General features: G+C 38.3%; 15 protein-coding genes, 1 tRNA gene and 1 riboswitch. Of the genes, 9 read left to right on the plus strand and 7 right to left on the minus strand.

Going from position 1 to position 18445, the window contains the following annotated elements; genetic code table 11:
• Positions 1–67 precede the first annotated feature (67 nt).
• Positions 68–259: riboswitch (Lysine riboswitch) on the plus strand.
• 51 nt (positions 260–310) lie between these two features.
• Positions 311–1759 carry an amino acid permease gene (locus NYP69_RS01160; protein WP_422111748.1) on the plus strand — a complete coding sequence of 483 codons (1449 nt, stop codon included), beginning with the start codon at positions 311–313 and terminating at the stop codon, positions 1757–1759.
• A gap of 63 nt (positions 1760–1822) precedes the next feature.
• On the opposite strand, the gene NYP69_RS01165 is transcribed toward NYP69_RS01160, so the two are convergent.
• The 3 genes from NYP69_RS01165 to NYP69_RS01175 form a co-directional block, all read right to left on the minus strand.
• A complete protein-coding gene (locus NYP69_RS01165; RefSeq protein ID WP_473412857.1) occupies positions 1823–2740 on the minus strand; it encodes a hypothetical protein in 918 nt (305 codons plus the stop codon).
• The gene (locus NYP69_RS01170; RefSeq protein ID WP_473412858.1) at positions 2710–2847 is read right to left on the minus strand and encodes a hypothetical protein; all 138 of its coding nucleotides are present in this window, start codon (positions 2845–2847) and stop codon (positions 2710–2712) included. The genes NYP69_RS01165 and NYP69_RS01170 overlap by 31 nt, the downstream gene beginning before the upstream one ends.
• A 183-nt stretch (positions 2848–3030) precedes the next feature.
• Positions 3031–3103, minus strand: a tRNA-Asn gene (locus NYP69_RS01175).
• A gap of 260 nt (positions 3104–3363) precedes the next feature.
• Here NYP69_RS01175 and NYP69_RS01180 point away from each other — a divergent pair.
• Positions 3364–4104, plus strand: coding sequence for a peptidoglycan DD-metalloendopeptidase family protein (locus NYP69_RS01180; protein ID WP_473412859.1), 741 nt, complete (start codon positions 3364–3366; stop codon positions 4102–4104).
• 89 nt (positions 4105–4193) lie between these two features.
• Positions 4194–6017, plus strand: coding sequence for an AMP-dependent synthetase/ligase (locus NYP69_RS01185; protein ID WP_473412860.1), 1824 nt, complete (start codon positions 4194–4196; stop codon positions 6015–6017).
• Between the two features lie 92 nt (positions 6018–6109).
• On the opposite strand, the gene NYP69_RS01190 is transcribed toward NYP69_RS01185, so the two are convergent.
• The 4 genes from NYP69_RS01190 to NYP69_RS01205 form a co-directional block, all read right to left on the minus strand.
• On the minus strand, positions 6110–7831 hold the full coding sequence (locus NYP69_RS01190; RefSeq protein WP_473412861.1) for a type 1 periplasmic-binding domain-containing protein: 1722 nt from the start codon (positions 7829–7831) through the stop codon (positions 6110–6112).
• 90 nt (positions 7832–7921) lie between these two features.
• A complete protein-coding gene (locus NYP69_RS01195) occupies positions 7922–8728 on the minus strand; it encodes a fructosamine kinase family protein (RefSeq protein ID WP_016784935.1) in 807 nt (268 codons plus the stop codon).
• 88 nt (positions 8729–8816) lie between these two features.
• Positions 8817–9260: a DUF2871 domain-containing protein gene (locus tag NYP69_RS01200; RefSeq protein ID WP_080649342.1), complete on the minus strand. Its 444-nt coding sequence runs from the start codon at positions 9258–9260 to the stop codon at positions 8817–8819.
• Positions 9261–9334: 74 nt separating this feature from the next.
• Entirely contained in the window at positions 9335–9775 is a 441-nt protein-coding gene (locus tag NYP69_RS01205; protein ID WP_016784939.1) for a hypothetical protein, read from the minus strand.
• A 205-nt stretch (positions 9776–9980) separates the two neighbouring features.
• Here NYP69_RS01205 and leuS point away from each other — a divergent pair, with 205 nt between their 5' ends.
• The 6 genes from leuS (at position 9981) to tsaB (ending at position 18429) form a co-directional block, all read left to right on the plus strand.
• Complete coding sequence (gene leuS / locus NYP69_RS01210) at positions 9981–12965, plus strand: leucine--tRNA ligase (protein ID WP_473412862.1); 2985 nt, start codon at positions 9981–9983, stop codon at positions 12963–12965.
• Positions 12966–13103: 138 nt separating this feature from the next.
• Positions 13104–13994 (plus strand): ComEA family DNA-binding protein, encoded by an 891-nt coding sequence (locus NYP69_RS01215; RefSeq protein WP_422111753.1) that lies wholly within the window; start codon positions 13104–13106, stop codon positions 13992–13994.
• A gap of 51 nt (positions 13995–14045) precedes the next feature.
• Positions 14046–15848, plus strand: a complete 1803-nt coding sequence (locus NYP69_RS01220) for a ComEC/Rec2 family competence protein (RefSeq protein WP_464402229.1) — start codon at positions 14046–14048, stop codon at positions 15846–15848.
• 170 nt (positions 15849–16018) lie between these two features.
• Complete coding sequence (gene holA, locus NYP69_RS01225; protein WP_473412863.1) at positions 16019–16996, plus strand: DNA polymerase III subunit delta; 978 nt, start codon at positions 16019–16021, stop codon at positions 16994–16996.
• 27 nt (positions 16997–17023) lie between these two features.
• Complete coding sequence (gene tsaE / locus NYP69_RS01230; RefSeq protein WP_032815161.1) at positions 17024–17587, plus strand: tRNA (adenosine(37)-N6)-threonylcarbamoyltransferase complex ATPase subunit type 1 TsaE; 564 nt, start codon at positions 17024–17026, stop codon at positions 17585–17587.
• 38 nt (positions 17588–17625) lie between these two features.
• Positions 17626–18429 carry a tRNA (adenosine(37)-N6)-threonylcarbamoyltransferase complex dimerization subunit type 1 TsaB gene (gene tsaB / locus NYP69_RS01235; RefSeq protein ID WP_473412864.1) on the plus strand — a complete coding sequence of 268 codons (804 nt, stop codon included), beginning with the start codon at positions 17626–17628 and terminating at the stop codon, positions 18427–18429.
• The last annotated feature ends 16 nt before the right edge of the window (positions 18430–18445 follow it).

The following is an 18445-nucleotide window of genomic DNA, read 5'->3' on the forward strand; positions in this document are numbered from 1 at the left end:
TCTAGTCTAATCTGAATAAATATCGGTTAGTGTCTAGAGTTTGTCTTTGCCTATCTTAATAATAAAACACATCGACCAGAGGTCGCGCTCAACAAGAGTAGCAATCATTAGCCAGAAAGAGGCGTTAAGTGATTTGCAAAAGGGGAGAGCGCCGAAGTTTGTAGGTTATTCTTTCTAGCTTACAAGCTGGGACTTGGCTCAATAGGCCAAGGACTGTCGCAGCAATTTTGGCAATTTGCTGCGGAGTGCTATCGACATGCATATTGTTGCCTGTTTGCCTCTGTTTGAATATTGTCAAAAGGAGGAAACAATGAGTAACAACAGTTCATCAACTACAGAATCTCAAACCGTTCATCGCGGTCTAAAAACACGCCACATTTCCATGATTGCTTTGGGTGGAAGCATTGGAACGGGCTTATTTGTAGCTAGCGGTGCAACAATCCACATGGCAGGCCCAGGGGGAGCGCTTTTAGCGTATGCTGCAATCGGCATTATGGTTTATTTTCTTATGACATCTCTTGGCGAGATGGCAACTTATATGCCAATTAGTGGATCTTTTGCATCTTATTCTGGAAAGTTTATTGATCCAGCTTTAGGATTTGCAATGGGCTGGAATTACTGGTTTAACTGGGCAATCACAGTTGCTGTAGATATAAGCACTGCAGCAATCGTTTTGCAATATTGGCTTCCTAAGGTTCCAATATGGGTATTTTCGCTAACAGTTCTTGTTATTATTCTTTTGATTAATGTTCTTACTGTTAAGTGCTTTGGAGAAACTGAGTATTGGCTTTCGATTATTAAAGTTGTAACCGTTATTATATTCCTTGCTATTGGTCTGCTTACGATTGTTGGAATTTTAGGCGGAAAAGCGCCATTGTTAAGCAACTTTACGCATAAGAATGCTCCATTTGCTGGCGGAATCCCAGCTGTTTTAGGCGCGTTTGCTATTGCAGGCTTCTCTTTCCAGGGAACAGAGCTTATTGGTATTACAGCAGGAGAATCTGCAACACCAGATAAGAGCATTCCAAAGGCTGTAAAGCAAGTGTTCTGGCGTATTGTTTTGTTCTACATTCTTGCAATCTTTGTAATCGCATGCATTATTCCATACACAAGCCCAAGTTTGCTTGGATCGGAAGCTAGCGATATTTCTATAAGCCCATTCACTCTTGTGTTCCAGCGCGCAGGATTGGCAGTTGCAGCAACAATTATGAACGCTGTTGTACTTACATCTGTTATTTCGGCAGCAAACTCTGGAATGTACGCTTCTACTAGAATGCTTTACGCTCTTGCAAAAGATAATCACGCTCCAAAGATGTTTGGAAACGTAGATAGAAGAGGTGTTCCAATGCAATCTTTGGTTGCAACGTTTGTTGTAGCTCTTTTAACATTCTTGATGAGTATTTTTGGAACGCAAATTTACATGTTCTTAGTTGCTGCAAGTGGTTTGACTGGATTCATTGCCTGGGCAGGAATCGCAGCTGCGCACTATAGGTTCCGCAAGGCGTATATTGCTCAAGGAAAGTCTTTGGACGATCTTGTTTATAAAGCTAAGTGGTACCCATTCGGCCCTATTGTGGCTCTTGTATTGTGCATTTTGGTTATTGTTGGTCAAGATCTTGAATCGTTCCACACGCTTAATTGGCAAGCGATTGGCATAACTTATATGTCTGTTCCGCTGTTTATTGTGCTTTATGTTGGATACAAGATTAAGTATCACACTAAGGTTATTCCGTTAGATCAAGTTGATTTAACAAAGTGATTAGAGTATAAAAATGCGCTCAGTAATTTGCTGAGCGCATTTTTTATTGATTAACAGAGGTTATTATTTGTTTTCGTTGCCATTAGCTGGTGGAGGTGTTGTGCCTGTGCCTCCACCATTAGCACCGCTGACAGTGCCACCAGTAGTGCTGCCGCTAGTATTTCCACCGCCGCCACTATTTCCTGTTGCTCCAGGTGTAGGAACTTGTGGATTAGGAGTTGGTGGCGCAGGAGGAGTTGGAGGCGTATGAGGTGTTGGAGGAGGAGTTTCCTGCTTCTTCTTTTTCTCTTCCTCTTCCTTCTTCTTTTTCTCTTCTTCTGCCTTCTTTTCTGCAGCCTTCTTTTCAGCTTCTCTAATCTCTTTTCTCATTTGCTCTAATTCTTCTTTTCTCTTTTCAGCTGCTCTCTTTTCAGCTGCCTTCTTTGCAGCTTCAGCCTTCTTCTTTTCTGCTTCTCTAATTGCTTCTTTTGCAGCAGCATCTTCTTGAGCTTTTTTCTTTGCTGTTTCTACAGGATCTGGAGGAATGTTAGGGATGGTAAGTCTTGGTCTGCGTTGTACTCTAGGTGCTTTTCTAATAACAGGAGCAGTAAGCTCTTGCAATTGCTTTTGGCTTTCTTCTTCCTTCTTTTTGTCTTCTTGAGTAGACTCGTCGCCTGCAGCTTTATCAATCATAATAGAAGTGATGCTGCGAATTCGTTGAGCGTTATCGGAATACCATTGCGCTGCTGCAATAGCTTGAGCATTTTGCGCACCTAAAGCTTCTGGTGAATTTGCGTTGCACACAACTGTTTCTGGAATGCGCAACTTCATAAGCTTATTTAGTAGTTTGCCGTTTTCGGAATCTTCTTTAGCAAAAGACACAAGTAGAGAATTTTTAATAAGTTTGTTCCAAGATTTGTTTGCTTTAGTTACTTGCGCAACTTGAACTTCGCAAGCTTTACGAGCCTCTTTTACGCGAGCATTATCTGAACGCTCCAGCATATTGCGCCTATGCAAAGAACTAGCGCAAGTACTACAACGCCAGTTATAAGAACTATCATCTTCTTTTTATTGCCATTATTCATGACTTTGGAGATGTTTTCTAACATATTTATCCTCTGTTTATCAATATTTGCCAAGATTTGCTTTATGCAAACGACCTTTACAGTTTACGCCAAAGCAAGTACGTTAACGCATTGCAACTTATAGGTTTTTGAGAGTCTGACTTAGCTTTGATGGACTAAAATTTTTCTAAAACAAAAAACCACCAGCATGACTGGTGGTTTATTTTGCTCCTGCGGCTGGGCTTGAACCAGCGACCATTCGATTAACAGTCGAACGCTCTGCCAACTGAGCTACGCAGGAATATCTTCTGCGCTTGGCTTTGTGCCGTGCACAAGACATTTATATTACACGGAATTTGGCAATATGCAAATATATGCCTATTTGGGCGTGTCGAAAATTGTTAAATGTTGAAATATCAAGGTTTTATAGCCTTTAACCACATTGCTTAAAAAATCTTTACTAAAAAAGAATCGTATGAAAAACTTTTAAGAACGTAAATGAAATTAGCAAAAACCCTTAAAATACGCCACTTTTAGTGTGAAATTCAAAGGAGAGAAAATATGTGGAAAATATTTAAGATGAAAGTCATTTATAAAAAAATGATGCAAAAAATCATCGAAAAAATTAATCGAATAAAAAAATATGTTTTGAAACATAAGATAATTTTTGTATACATAATAGCGTTTTTTGCTTTGATTGCATTTATTACACTAATTCGTGTTATAGAAAATACGAGTATTAGCAAAAGCATTGAATATGAGTACATTCAAGCTAATCAGCAAGATGCGTATAAGCAATATGCGAATACTTGTAAAAATAATTCTAAAAAGCGTGTTTTAGCTACAAGTATGAGTGAGGATTATGATAACGAATATTGCAAGTCTAGGATGATATATCCAGTAAAAGAAGCAAATATTATTAAGGATTTTGATGCTCCAAGTAAGCCTTGGCTTGCAGGCCACAGAGGTGTTGATTTGCAAGCTAAAGAAGGTGATGAGTTGCGAGCGCCACAAGATGGAATAATCGCCTTTGCGGGGCTGGTTGCTGGAAAGTCCGTTGTAACAATAAGTCATGGTGTTTTAACATCTACATTTGAGCCTGCATATACGGATTTACCTGTTGGGTCAATTGTTAAAAAGGGTCAGAATTTTGCATATGTAACAGTTGGGTCGGATCATTGCGATAATCTTTGCGTTCAATGGGGATTAAAACGAAGAAACAGAACATACGCAAACCCAAAACAGATGGTTCAAAAACAAAAAATAGTGTTAAAGCCAAAAGAAGACTTAAAAGAAAACTAGTAAAATACGTATCGTATAGTGTGTATAGATTCTTGAGTAAAATATTGAGAATCATTGCTTAAATAATATGCGCAATTTAAGGAGCGGCTATGCAAAAGTATTCTCGCAATCTTAATGAGAAGATTGATTACGACGCAAATGTTTTTTCGCTTCTTGAAAATCGCGTAGAGCGCAATGCAAACGGATCCTTAATTGAGTATCTTGGCGAAAATGGAAAATGGGAATCCTACAGTGCTAAAGAGTTTAGAGATTTAGTTATATCTGTTGCAAAAGGGTTTATAGCACACGGTGTTATGCCAGGGGATTCAATATCTATAATTGCTCATACTTCTTGGCAGTGGACTTTGCTAGATATGGCAATAATGTCTATTGGAGCTTTAACTGTTCCAATCTACGAAACAAGCTCTGTGAGTCAAATAGAAAACATTGTTAACGATTCCAATGTGAGCATGATTTTTGTTGAAGACGAAGCAATTAGAGATAATGTATTGATTGCAAAAAAGTCGTGTAAATGTCTTGAAGAAATATTCGTATTGAGTTCAAACGCAATCGACACGTTTATTGAATACGGAAAAACCGTTACGGATGCAGAATTTTACGAGAGAGAAAAAGCTGTTAGAGGTAAAGATTTAGCAACAATTGTTTATACTTCTGGATCTACTGGAGAGCCAAAAGGCATTGAGCTTTCGCACGGAAACTTTGTTTTTATAGCAAAGTCTGGAATAGTTTCTATGCCAGATATAGCGTTAAAAAGTAAGAATGGTAATCCACGACTTTTGCTGTTCCTTCCTCTAGCACACGTTTTTGCACGATATATGCAATTCTTTTGCTTTACTGGAAACGTTACGCTTGGATTATCTAGTAATCTAAAAACAATACTTAGTGACTTCAAAAGCTTTAGGCCAACATTCGTGCTTGGTGTTCCTAGAATATTTGAAAAAATCTACAATGCGGCTTCTCAAAAAGCAGGCAGAGGATTAAAAGGCGTTATATTTGCGTTAAGCGTAAAAGTTGCTAAACAATGGTCAAAGGCGCAGCAAAATGGTGCAATGGTTTCGCCATTGATTGCAATAAGTCATGAATTCTTTAAAAACACTGTATATAAGTCGATTTTGCAAGTTTTTGGAGGATGCGTTGAATACGGTGTTTCTGGCGGTGCTCCTTTAGACACGTCTATATCTCACTTCTTTAATGGAATTGGGCTTCCAATCCTGGAAGGCTACGGAATGACAGAAACATGCGCGCCATCAATGGTAAACCCTACAAAGGGATACAGAATTGGAACAGTAGGTATTCCAGTTAAAGGCGTGTCTGTTGCAATAGATAATGAAGGTGAGCTTTGCATTAAAAGCCCTGCAGTATGCGTTGGATACCATAATCATCCAGAAATAACAGAAAAGCAAATAGTAAATGGTTGGCTGCACACGGGAGATTTTGGCACGCTAGAACCAGATGGATTTGTTAGGATTACAGGCCGTAAAAAGGATTTAATAATAACTGCTGGCGGTAAAAACGTTTCTCCAAGTATTCTAGAAGCTTCTGTTATGACTTGCCCAATCGTTTCTCAATGCGTTGTTGTAGGAGACAGAAAGCCGTTTATATCGGCAATTATTGCGCTTGATTTGGCAGAAGTAAACTCGTGGCTTATATCTAGAGGGGCAGGACCAGTGCGCTCGCTGGATGAAGCTCGAAAAAATTCAATTGTAAGGTCCGAAATTGAGCAAAGTGTTGTAAAAGCAAATTCTAAGGTTTCTAGAGCACAATCGATTAGAAAGTTTGAGATTGTTCCAGACGCGTTTACGCAAGAAAATGGATTGGTTACTCCAAGCCTTAAAGCAAAAAGAAGCGTTGTTTTAGAGCGTTATAAAGATCTTATTGAAAATAAGATTTATGCTCCAAGAGTCAAAAGATAATCGAATTAATCTCTACTAATAGTGTGCAAGCTAGTGCATAAGCTTAAGCTGCCTAGTGTAAGGCGTTAGTGTAATGCAATGGAGTAAAGCGATTAAAGCCCTGCGTCTGCAAGAGTCACATAGCCTGGGTCTATTAAAAGCGCTTTAAGATTAGTTGCACTGATTGCAAGAATATCTTCATTTGCAACTGGTACACCTTTTTGCGAATCACTATTGTTTACAAAAATGGTCACGTCTTCTAGTTGCGTAATCTTTCCAGTAGTGTTTAACGAGTTACACTGTTTTGCAACATCGCTAGAAATCTTTTGGATGTTTTCTATAGAAGTCATCCATTGCTTTCCGTTTACAAGATTAGGTAAAGCGTCTTTGTATGCTCCGTAGCCTGTAATAACAGGCCATTTTGAATCGTTTACAATAGTGTTTGCATATTCACTTTGACTATCTTGGATGCTACTTTGATTGCTGTCTTGTGTGTTTTTATTTTTGTTACTTTTTTCGTTTACTTTTTGTTTTTTGAGCTTATTATTTTTTACATTAGATGGCAAAGGTACGCGCTTTTTGCTTAAATTACGTTTTCCAATAAAGTTTCCAATAATGTCTGGAAGAGTAAACGAAGGATTAATGTCTGCAGAGCTGCCCTTATATCCAAGCTCTTCTAAAGCGCTTTCTGTTTGCATAGCAACTTGATCTTCTAACGCAATAATTCCATCTACGTGTTTTGTTGGAGTTGATTTAGAACTATTTTTTTCAATAAGTCTAAATTCAAGTTCTGCTTTAACAGAATCGGAATTATCCGCATCTATAGCAACGTTTTTCCAATCGTTTGCAGTGGAATTCTTGTTAAGCTTTCCAGAAGGAGAAAACATTAGTCCAGATTCAAAATATGGCTTTAGAACTTTCCAGATTCCTTCAAATGCAAGTTTGGAAAATTCGTCATCAAACTCTGGAGTTTTATACAAAGAATCTTCGGAGTTTATTGTGCGTTTGTTTATTCCAACATGAAAATGAATATTTTGCTTTTGATTATGGCAAGGCAAAAGCACTTCCACACTTTTTGGATTATCTTTAGATGCTTGATTTAGAGCCAATTTTTGTACAAGAGTATAGGCTTGAACCTCTCCAATTCTTTGTGCAGAAGAAAGATCAAATAGAATGTCTGGCTTAAATCCCTTACTTAGTCTAGAAAGCATAACAACATGCATTCCAGCTTTTTTAGCAAGCTCTAAAGCGTTAGAAAGTCTATTTTCTGCTTCTTGTTGATTCTTTAAATCATCGTCATTTAATTGATCACTATTTGAATCTGGTTGAGTTACATAATCTCCATAATTGTTGTGTCCGTTTTTATTAGTCCAAGGAGCAACAACAATAGTCGTTTTTGAAAGCTGCTTTTTTGCGCTATCTTGAAGATTCTTAATATTTGTTTTTGCGCTTTTACTTTTAGTATTTTTAGCGCTGTTTTTAGAATTTAGTGACGTAATAGTGTTTACAACATAATCTTGAATATCTTGACTTTGATTGTACAAGCTGTTAGAAGACTTAGTTGCGATTGAGTTGCTGGAAAATCCTTGCTTTTTTAACGATTTTACTATTTCTGGAACAAGATTATCCCATGTACTTAATGGAGTTTTTCTACTTAAATTTAGACCATCAGAAGGCGTAAAAACTATAACGTTGCCGTGATTCACTTGAGGCTTTGCGCTAGGCGATGCGTTTTTTGCATTGCTCGATCCGCATGCGCAAATCGCAAGAAGCATTGTGCTAGCTGCTATAACAGCAATAGTTTTGCGCAAAATATGCTTATGAGTGCGAATCATAGTTAAAACCTTTCGTAAATTTTAGTTTTGTACTTATTTATCTGTTAGCTTACTTATGTGTTAGTTTCTATTAAATTATCTAATGCAAATTTAGCGATTAAGCAAATCCAAGCATATATCTCGATATTCGCTAACGTAGCCTCCGCCAAAGAAAACACAATGACCAGCAATAGGGTAGAGTTGCCAAATTGTCATGCGATTTTCAAAACCAGATTTTAGCGGATGAACAGACTGGTAGCCGTCTAGAATCTGCTTAAAATAGCTGATTCCAAATAAGTGAAGCATTGATAAATCTTCTTCGCGGTGTCCGCCGTGAGCTGCAGGGTCAATTAAAACAGCTTCTGTGTGCTCTCCGTCTTCACTTTTAGTCCAAAGTACGTTTCCGCTCCACAAGTCTCCATGAACGCGAGCTGGCTTATCTTCAGCGGCTTTTCCAAGCAAATCAGGCAGAGCGTCAATAACTTTATTTGTAAGATCTAAATCGCTTTTTGTGAGACTTCCTCTAGAAATACCAAGATTTACCATTGGCAAAAGTCTTCCTTCTGCCAAATAGTCAATAACATTGTTCCAATTGCCACAATCCATTTTTACAGGGTCGCTTAATGGACCAAAATAGCATGTGCCATCATAATCTGCAGGTGGCTCCCCAAAATATTTCGCACCGAAATCGTGCATGTGTGCCAAAGATGCTCCAAATTCAAACGATGCTAAAGGAGTAGGGCTTGTAGTTTCAATGCGTTCAATGTTTAAGTAGTCTTTTCCCCAATCAAAAACTTTAGCTACTTTAGGCCCGCCATAGTCGTAAGCTTCTCGAAGCCAATTAAGTCCACGACCTTCGCATTCAAAGAATCGTTCTGGTGCGTATGATCTGCTCTTTTTATACACGTTATTACTCATAGCAACCTTCTTATGTAGTAGCGTATGCGGCTTATAGTTACACACTTAATAAATATTTTATGAATAAACTAAATTATTCCTATCATCACTATTCTAATGAAGTATTAGCACAATGAGCGATGCTGCGTTTAATTTGCAATAAGATTAGTACAATACTTACGCCAAGTAGGATGTGTCCTATTCCTGCTAAACCAGTTATGGAAAAATCTATAGATGGACTGAGATGTAGACGCATTACTTGTGCAATTCCACGAGTAATCATCATTACTGCTGTTAGGTTGAGTCCAATATGATAAGTTATTAGGATTCTTGTAGTTTTTTCGTTACTAAAACTGAAGTTTTTCTCAAATAGTATGAGTAACAGAAAAACAACCATGCCAAGCATAAAGTAGTGTGTATGAACTACAGCAAGCACAGTTTTTGCATGGAAAGCATTAAATTTTGTAAATTCGCGATAAAAGACGCCGCCAATCATGGCGAGGACAGCATACAACAAAGACGTATTAATATAACGTTTCATAACATGGTTCATAGTAACTTCCTTACGTAGAGTGATAGTCAAATATTCCTTAGTAATGTTGATGTTGTTACAAGTGTTTGTAAGCGCTATTGCATAGTATGAGTGTTTTTGTAACGCGGACATGCAGTTTTAGCAAAATGATATCCAAAAAGCAATCCTGCTAAGGCTAATGCAGAGCCTAATCCCGTATAAAACACGGCAATAAAGCGTTCTGGAGCTATATTTGTTGCACGAAGAACAATTCCAAAAGTCATCATAAAAGCCATGATTATAAAAGATTTAACGTCAAAGAATTTAAGGAAAAATTGCTTGTTTTCTTTGTAAGCGTTGATTCTAGACACATGCTTTTTAACAAGTTTTCCAAAAATAAACACTTGGAATATTACAAAAACAGCTAAAGATAAAGTGAAGTTAATAGGAGATAAAAAGTTTGAGTATGCATTAACACCAATCTTAAGAATGTTAAATCCAGCAAATCCCCATACAAGGCATGCGATTAATAAAAGCGTGTTCTTTGATACCTTCATAACTAACCTCGTTAAATCATATTATTTCTAGTAAATTCTTATGTTAAACTCTTAAAACAATTGTAGTAATGATTTTTATAAAAAACGCTAAATAATAGTATTTTGTGAATTGTGCATTAAAACTTTCAAAAAACACAATAAAATATGCTTAAAAGTTGTAAAAAGTGTTGCAAATTGACGATATGAGTCGCTATAGTGCTTGTTTATGGAAGACAACGATCAACAATATGCAACAGCTGACAATAAAGCTACAATCGCTGAGCCAGCTTTTCGTTATAATGCGCAACTCGCACAAGATATTGAGCAGCGCTGGCAAAAAACCTGGGATGAGCAGGGCATATTCTGGGCTGCTAATGTTAAGGGTAATTTAAGGGATGGCGAAGGCAGGAATGCTGAAGGCCGCCCTTCTTTCTTTGCAATGGACATGTTCCCGTATCCTTCTGGAAAGGGCTTGCACGTTGGGCATCCTCTTGGATATTTAGCAACAGACGTTGTAAGCCGATATCACCGTATGAAGGGCGAGAACGTTTTGCATGCTATGGGCTACGACGCTTTTGGACTTCCTGCAGAACAGTACGCTGTGCAAACTGGTCAGCATCCTCGCATTACTACCGAGGCAAATATTGCAAATATGCGCAGGCAGTTGCATCGTATGGGATTGAGTTTTGATGATCGTAGATCTTTTGCAACTATTGATACAAACTACGTTCGTTGGACACAATGGATTTTCTCAAAGCTCTACGACGCTTGGTATAACCCTGATTTTGTAAGAAAAGATGGAGGAAAGGGTTCTGCTCGTCCAATTTGTGAGCTTGTTGATGAGTTTAAGAGCGCAAAGCGCGAAATTCCTGGTTTTGCAGGCAAAAAGTGGGAAGAGCTTAGCAAAGTAGAACAAGCAGACGTTTTGAATGACTTCCGTATTGCTTACATTTCTAAATCTCCTGTAAATTGGTGCCCAGGATTGGGAACTGTGCTTGCAAACGAGGAAGTTACTGCAGAAGGTAAATCTGAGCGTGGAAACTTCCCAGTGTTCCAGCGCAATCTTCGTCAATGGTCTATGCGAATTACAGCTTATGCGCATCGTTTGGTTGAAGATTTGAACACTATTGATTGGCCAGAAAAAGTTAAGCTTATGCAGCGAAACTGGATTGGCGAATCTCACGGTGCATCCGTGCATTTTGAAGTGCCATGTTCGGACGGCGAAACTCGCGATTTGGAAGTGTACACAACTCGTCCAGACACGCTTTTTGGCACTACTTTTGCTGTTGTTTCTGTAGATCATCCAATTCTTGAGCATATTCCAGAAGCGTGGGAAGCTAGTGTTCCAGAAAGTTGGAAGGGCGGCTACGCAAATCTTAAGGAAGGTTTGGCAGAGTATCAGGCTCAAGCTCGCGCGAAGACTGCTAAAGATCGCACGGAAGATGCTGGGGCTAAAACAGGCTTGTTTACTGGTCTTTACGCGATTAATCCTGTAACTGGTGCAAAACTTCCACTGTTTGTTGCAGATTATGTTCTTATGGGTTATGGAACGGGCGCAATTATGGCAGTTCCAGGCGGCGATCAGCGCGATTATGATTTTGCTAAAGCTTTCGGCTTGCCAGTAATTTATACGGTTAAGCCTTTGCCTGATTCTGACGAAAAGTTAGAAGATTATGATGGCAAAGCTCCATTTGTTTCTCATGACGGAATTGTTATCAATTCTTCTGTGGAGCATACTCATAAGCTTGGCGACGCCTTGTCTATTAACGGTTTGCGCGTAGATGAAGCTATTAAAAAAGTGACGACTTGGCTTGAATCAGCAGGCGTAGGCGTTGGCAGAGTTTCTTACAGACTTCGCGATTGGCTGTTCTCTAGGCAGCGCTACTGGGGAGAGCCTTTCCCAATCGTTTATGACGAGGACGGTGTTGCTTACTTAGTTCCAGATAGTGAGCTTCCGATTGCTTTGCCAGATGTTCCAGACTATCAACCAAAGACTTATGCTCCGAACGACGCAAACTCGGAGCCAGAAGCGCCATTAAGCAGAAACGACGATTGGGTTAAAGTTCAGCTTGATTTTGGTGACGGTGTAAAAACCTACTATCGAGATACAAACACTATGCCAAACTGGGCTGGTTCATGCTGGTACTACATGCGCTACTTGGATCCGAATGACGCAGAGCACATGGTTGACAGCGACGAATATGACTATTGGATGGGTACGAACCGTCCAGGCAAAGAGCATGTTTCTGGCGGCGTTGACCTTTACGTTGGTGGCGTAGAGCACGCAGTTTTGCACTTGCTTTACTCGAGATTCTGGCATAAAGCGCTTTATGACTTGGGCTACGTGGATTCTGCTGAGCCGTTCCATCGCCTATTTAACCAGGGCATGATTCAAGCTTACGCTTACACGGATGAGCGTGGACAGTACGTGCCAGCCGATGAGGTTGAAGAAGGCGCTAATAACGGCGCTGGAGAGCCAACATTTACGTGGCACGGCGAGAGCGTGAATCGCGAGTTTGGCAAAATGGGCAAGAGCCTAAAGAATATTGTGACGCCAGACTACATGTACGAAAATTACGGTGCAGACACGTTCCGTTTGTACGAGATGAGCATGGGTCCTCTTTCTGAATCTCGCCCATGGAATACGCGTAACGTTGTTGGAGGCATGCGATTCTTGCAGCGCTTGTGGCGTAACGTAGTAAACGAAGAAACAGGCGCTTGCGTAGTAACAGAAGATGCACTCGACGAAAAGACACTAAAGCTTGTTAATAACACGATTGCGCAAGTGACTGTAGAGATGGAAGCAATGCGACCAAACACTGCAATCGCTAAGCTGATTGTGTTAAATAACCACTTAACGTCTTTGCATAGCGTGCCTCGCGCAGCAGTTGAGCCGCTTGTTCTTATGCTTTCTCCGATTGCTCCGCATATTTGCGAAGAAATGTGGAGCAAGCTTGGGCATACTAAGTCGATTGCTCACGCAAATTGGCCTGTTGCAGATTCTCGCTATGTTGGTGAGGATACCGTTACAGCTGTTGTGCAAATTAAGGGCAAAGTTCGCGCAAAGCTCGAAGTTGACCCGAATATTGAGGCCGAAGAGCTTGAAAAGCTTGCGTTGGAAGCTGTTGCTGATCGCTTGGGTGGTAAAGCTCCGCGCAAAGTGATTGTGAAGGCTCCAAAGATTGTGTCTATTGTGCCAGACGAAAGCTGAAAAATCAATGTTTTCTAGGCAAAATAGCCTTTAACCACATTGGTTAATTTTACTTGAAAGATGCTTATCTTCATTTAATAGTGGAGGTAAGCATCTTTTTTATGAATGATTATGAATAACAAAAGGAGGTGATTAAAGGTGCATAAAACGAGTCGTAATGTTTTGGAAAGGCTTGATGCGATTAGTGGCTTGAACAATTATGTTAGTGAAGAAATCAGTGATATTAGTGATTCTTATAGAGAAGCTAAAAATTTACAGCACACAAAAGATGATTTGAATATTTTAGACTATAAAACTTGCGTTTTAGATAGCGAAACTAAAGAACGTGCGCTCGCTTTGAAAGACCTTGCTGCTAATGCTAATAGTTCTTCATTAAAAGTTGATGATTTTAATAAGCGCAACGAAGCAAGAGTGAAGAATCATGTTAGATTGGCTATAAAGCCTGCTCATGTTTTAGCAATAATGCTGATTCTAGTTGTTTGTTTATCTTGTAGTTTAACAATGTTAATAAGTCAATATGCAACTTATAGCAAGGTTTATGCATATAACGCTAGCGCAAAATCAAAAGACCATTCTAATAAGCAAGTTGATTTTTACAATAAGTCAGATGCTAAAGGCGACGGTAAAAATGATGGTAAAGACGAATCAAATGATAAATCAAAAGATGGAATAAAAGACGAATCAAATAATAAATCAAAAGTGAGCGCTAATTATAAAAGTGAGTTAAAAAAAGATGAAGAAAGCGTTGAAAGTGTTAGCAAAAATCAAGATTTGATTGAAAAAAATAAGAGTGAATATAGTCAAAATAGAAGCAAAAATATTCAAAATAAAAGTGAATGCATAAATATAAACAGTGCTGTATCGGAAGAATTGCAAGCAATAAAAGGCATAGGGCCAAAAATGGCTCAAAGAATATTAGATATGCGTAAAAAAGTTCGCGTTTTTAATCGTGTAGAAGATCTTATGCAAGTCAATGGAATTGGTCCGAAAACTTTTGCAAAGATTAAATCGATGATTTGTGTTGGTTAAGAATCGTTTATCTATATGTTTGTTTTATAACTTTGTTCTTTAAGGCGTAAAATGGAAGAATTTTATTGGAATTTTGAAAATGGAAACAAGGATTTTAGACTTGTTCCAATTGCTTTTGCAATGTGGTTTGGATGCTTGTATGCAAGATTTATATGCAAAAGTAATCAAGTTTTAGCGTATACAATATTTGCCACTTTTGCGTTTGTTGTTGCATGTTTTTATTGCGTATTTGCTAATGGCATGTTTAAAATTACATTTTTGAGACGCTTAGAAATAATCAAATACAAGCAAACTTTTTATGCGATTATGTGCGCATTTTTAGCTTCATTTATGATTTGTTCGATTACGCAATGCTTAGAAGAGCTAGATCCTGTTTTTTCTGTTATTAAAAGCGAAAGTGCTAGAAGTGCTCAAAGCTATGATGGTAATAAAAGGCTCGATTCTAAAAGCGTTAAAGTGGCTATGAAAATAACGTCTCCTTTAAGAACATCTCCTTCTTTTAGAGGAGATTGTGTAGCTAATGTAAGTGTTAAAAGTGTTGAAATAGAAGATAAAAATCATGTTGTGCAAAAACATGTGAGTTTTGCAAGCGCAAAACTTTACGCTTTTAATCCAGATTGTAAAGCAATTAATTACGGCTATACGATTAGCAGTTTTGCAAAGATTGGTATCTCAAAATTTGGAGCAAATAATGTAGAAATTCAAATTCCTAAAGCTTGTAAAAAAGATAAATATAAGTTTAGTAATGAAGATAAATCTAGCAAAAATCAAGTCAATTCCTTAAAAGTGATTGAAAAATCTGGGTTTTTAACAAGCGCTCTAAACAGTCTTTATAAAGAATTTTACAAAATTACAGGCAATTTGAGTGAGCAGGGTCAAATGCTTGTTCCTGGCCTTACTGTAGGGCTTTTAGGTCAAGAGCATTTAAGCAATGACGATGAAGACAAAAGTAGTCAAATTGACAGCTCGTATGCGAATACAATGAAGCAAAGATTTAAGATTTCGGGAATAATGCATTTAATGGCAGTTTCTGGAGGCCACTTTTTGCTTGTTGCAGCAATGATTCGTAAAGTTTGCTTATATTTTCTTGTTCCAAAATGGCTGTGTGCGCTTTTTGAAATACTGGGAAATGTTTCTTTAGCACTTATTGTTTACCCATCTGCTTCAGTTTTACGCGCACTTATAATGGGCATTATTTGTTCAATCGCATTTTTACTTTCTAGAGCGTATCAATCGGCTAGCGCATTAAGCTTAACTGTTATAGGTGTTTTATTTGTTTGCCCTAAGTTTGCGTGGGATTATGCGTTTGCTCTTTCTGTGTGCGCTACTTTTGGAATAATTGTTTGTGGAATGCCTTTAAGAAGAATCTTTTTAAGATATATACCGTCTAGTATTGCAAGCGCATTAAGTATTACATTGTGTGCTCAATGTTTTACACTTCCTGTGCAAATATTAATGCAACCTCAAGTTTCTTTTATATCTATTATAGCGAACTTGATTGTTGCTCCTTTTGTTGATTTTGCAACGATTTTTGGGCTTTTGTCGCTTGTTTGCTCGTGCTGGAATTACTCGATTGCGCTATTTTTCGCTAATATTTCTTCTATTGGAACAAACATTATGGCAAATTGTGCTTGGAATCTTGGAGATTTACAAATCGGAGTTATTCCATGGGTTTCTGGGCCATTAGGCGCGTGGCTTGCGTGGTTTGTTGAATTTAGCGTATTTTTGTGTGTATTTTTTATTAATAAGTATCTTAAAAATAAAGAGTTTTATAATGCGTTTAAGATTTACGCTCAAGCAAAATCAAATCGTTTTAAGCATCTTGTAGATGATTCGGTTGAACTTTTTGAATGATTTTTGTGCAAGTGATGATTTTGAGCAATTTTTATAGTCAATTTATAGTAAATCATCTTAAGTTTTGTATAGTTTGTACAATTATTAGATGTGTTAAATAGCTAAAAATAATCGAATTAATGGTAGATTTGATTAGCTAACTTGTAAAACATTAGCATTAAGGGGTACGTATGCAAACGTTAAAAAACTTTGCGCCACTTACGATTGTAGTTGGTGGAGATGCGTATTTGAACGATTTGAACGCTCGCGACTTAAAAACGCGCATATTAGACTCCTGCCCAGATGCAGATGTTGTAAATTTAGACGCTTTGATTGCAGATAAATATGCTTTTATAACTGCTACAGGTCCATCACTTTTTTCTAGCGGAACAATTGTTGTTATTAATAATCTGGAACAAGCTAATGAAGATTTAGTTGAAGCAATAATAGAGTTTTGTGCTAGTAAATCTAAATCAAAAACTAATGAAAACGATTGCTGGGTTATTGCACGACACGAAGGTGGTGTTAAAGGAAAGTCAATAGTTACAAAGCTAGAAAAAGCTGGAGCAAACAAAATAACTGTTCCAGATCTTAAAAAAGACGATGCAAGATTGAATTTTGTGCTAAGTCTTTTTGAAAGACAAAATCGCAAAGTAGAGCCTGCAGCCGCTGCGCGAATCGTAGAGGTTTTAGGTGGGAAAACAGACCAGTTAGCATCTCTTTGTTCTCAACTTTGTTTTGATTTTGAAGATAACCCAATCACGCTAAAAATAGTTGACCAATACTTAATATCTGATCCGCAAGTAACTGGATTTTTTGTAGCAGATAAAGCTGCACAAGGAAACGCGGGTCAAGCTATTCTTGCGTCAAGAAGAGCGATTTTACAAGGCGTTGACCCTATAGCGTTGATTGGAGCTTTGGCTGTAAAAATGCGCATAATTACAAAAGCTATAGCAGTTAAAAACGGAGAAATTTCTAACGCGCAAGCAAAAGTGAATCCGTGGGCGTTAAAAATGGCTATGAGAGATTTAGGCGGATGGAGTGAGAATGGGATTCGTAAGTGTTTTATGTGTTTAGCATGGGCAGATGAGCAATGCAAAGGTGGAGCGAGTGATGCTGATTACGCTTTAGAAAAATGCATTAGCATGATTGCTTTGCGTGGTCGTTAAATTAAATTAAGTCGAAAGTGTGCGATTTTGGAAAATCATAATATTAAAAAGCTTGTAATTCCAAGTGATTCGTGTATGCAAGATCTTGGCGAGTCAATTGCAAAAATAGTGCATGAAACAGATGTTATTTTGCTTTCTGGTCCTCTTGGTGCTGGAAAAACAACGTTTGCTAAAGGATTTGGCAAAGGATTGGGAATAAAAGAGCCAATAGTTTCGCCAACTTTTACTATTGCTAGAGAGCTTAAAGGCACGTTTTCTAACGGAAAAGCAGCAAATCTTATTCACGTAGATGCGTACAGGCTTGGTGGAAAAGATTACGCTCCAGGGCAAGACACTGTTTCTAGGCTTTTAGATGAGCTTGAATCGCTTGGATTAGACGAAGCTTTGGAAGAGCCAGGAGACGGAACTGTTGTGCTTATGGAATGGGGAGAGCAAATGGCAGGCGTTCTTGCAAATGTTCGTCTTGAAGTTCATATTGATAGGCCAATTGATAAAGAAAAGTCAAATGAGTTTACAAGCGAAGGGAATCGTGTTGTAACGCTTGTTCCAGTCGGAGGAGATTGGTGCGATCGCTTAAAAATTCTTGATTAAGAGTAAGCTAAATTGGTTAGTCAATTTAAGGAATGAAAATGAGCAATACGCTGATTATAGACACGTCGTACGGTTCAACAGTTGGAGTTGTGGGGCATAATCCAATAGTGGAAACGGATTCTCGCACTCATGTTGAAAGATTGCAAGTAAACATTGATCTTGCGGTAAAAAATGCTGGACTAGAGCTTAATCAAATAGACGAGATTGTAGTTGGAGTAGGTCCTGCTCCTTTTACAGGTTTACGAGCTGGACTAGTTGCAGCTAAGGCGATTGCTTTTGCGAATAACGCAAAGATTCTAGGATTCAACAGTTTGCTGCCTCAAAGCTTAATGATTCGTTCTGGAGCTTTTGAAGAATCGCTTAAAAATGGCGTTATCTCTAATAGTGAAATAGTCGAAAATAATGAATCTTGCGTAGCTAAACACACGTATGTTCTTTCGTTAAATGACGCTAGAAGACGCCAAGTTTATATGAGTTTATACGACGATAGTGGTTGCGCAGTAATAGAAATGGATATTGATTATCCTGCAAATATTGTTGATAGAGTAAATCAATATTTTGAATCAAATAATATTTGCGATTATTGCGTTTGCGTTGCAGGTCATGGTGCTAAAAAATACGCTGAAGATTGGAAGAAAATCGAGAATATATGCTTAATTACCGAAGCGAGCGCTCTTGATTTAGGCGTAAAAGGATTAGAAATATTTAAGATGTGCGCAAGCCAAAAAGACGTTATTGAACCGCTTTATTTAAGAAGACCAGACGTATCGGTTCCAAACCCGTTGAAGCACGTTTTAGGGTCTGGTGCTGCTACAAAAGTGGCAGAAGTAGCGGAAAAATAAGGTTTAAGCGAAGTAC

The sequence above is a fragment of the Gardnerella sp. c17Ua_118 genome, from assembly GCF_055804255.1.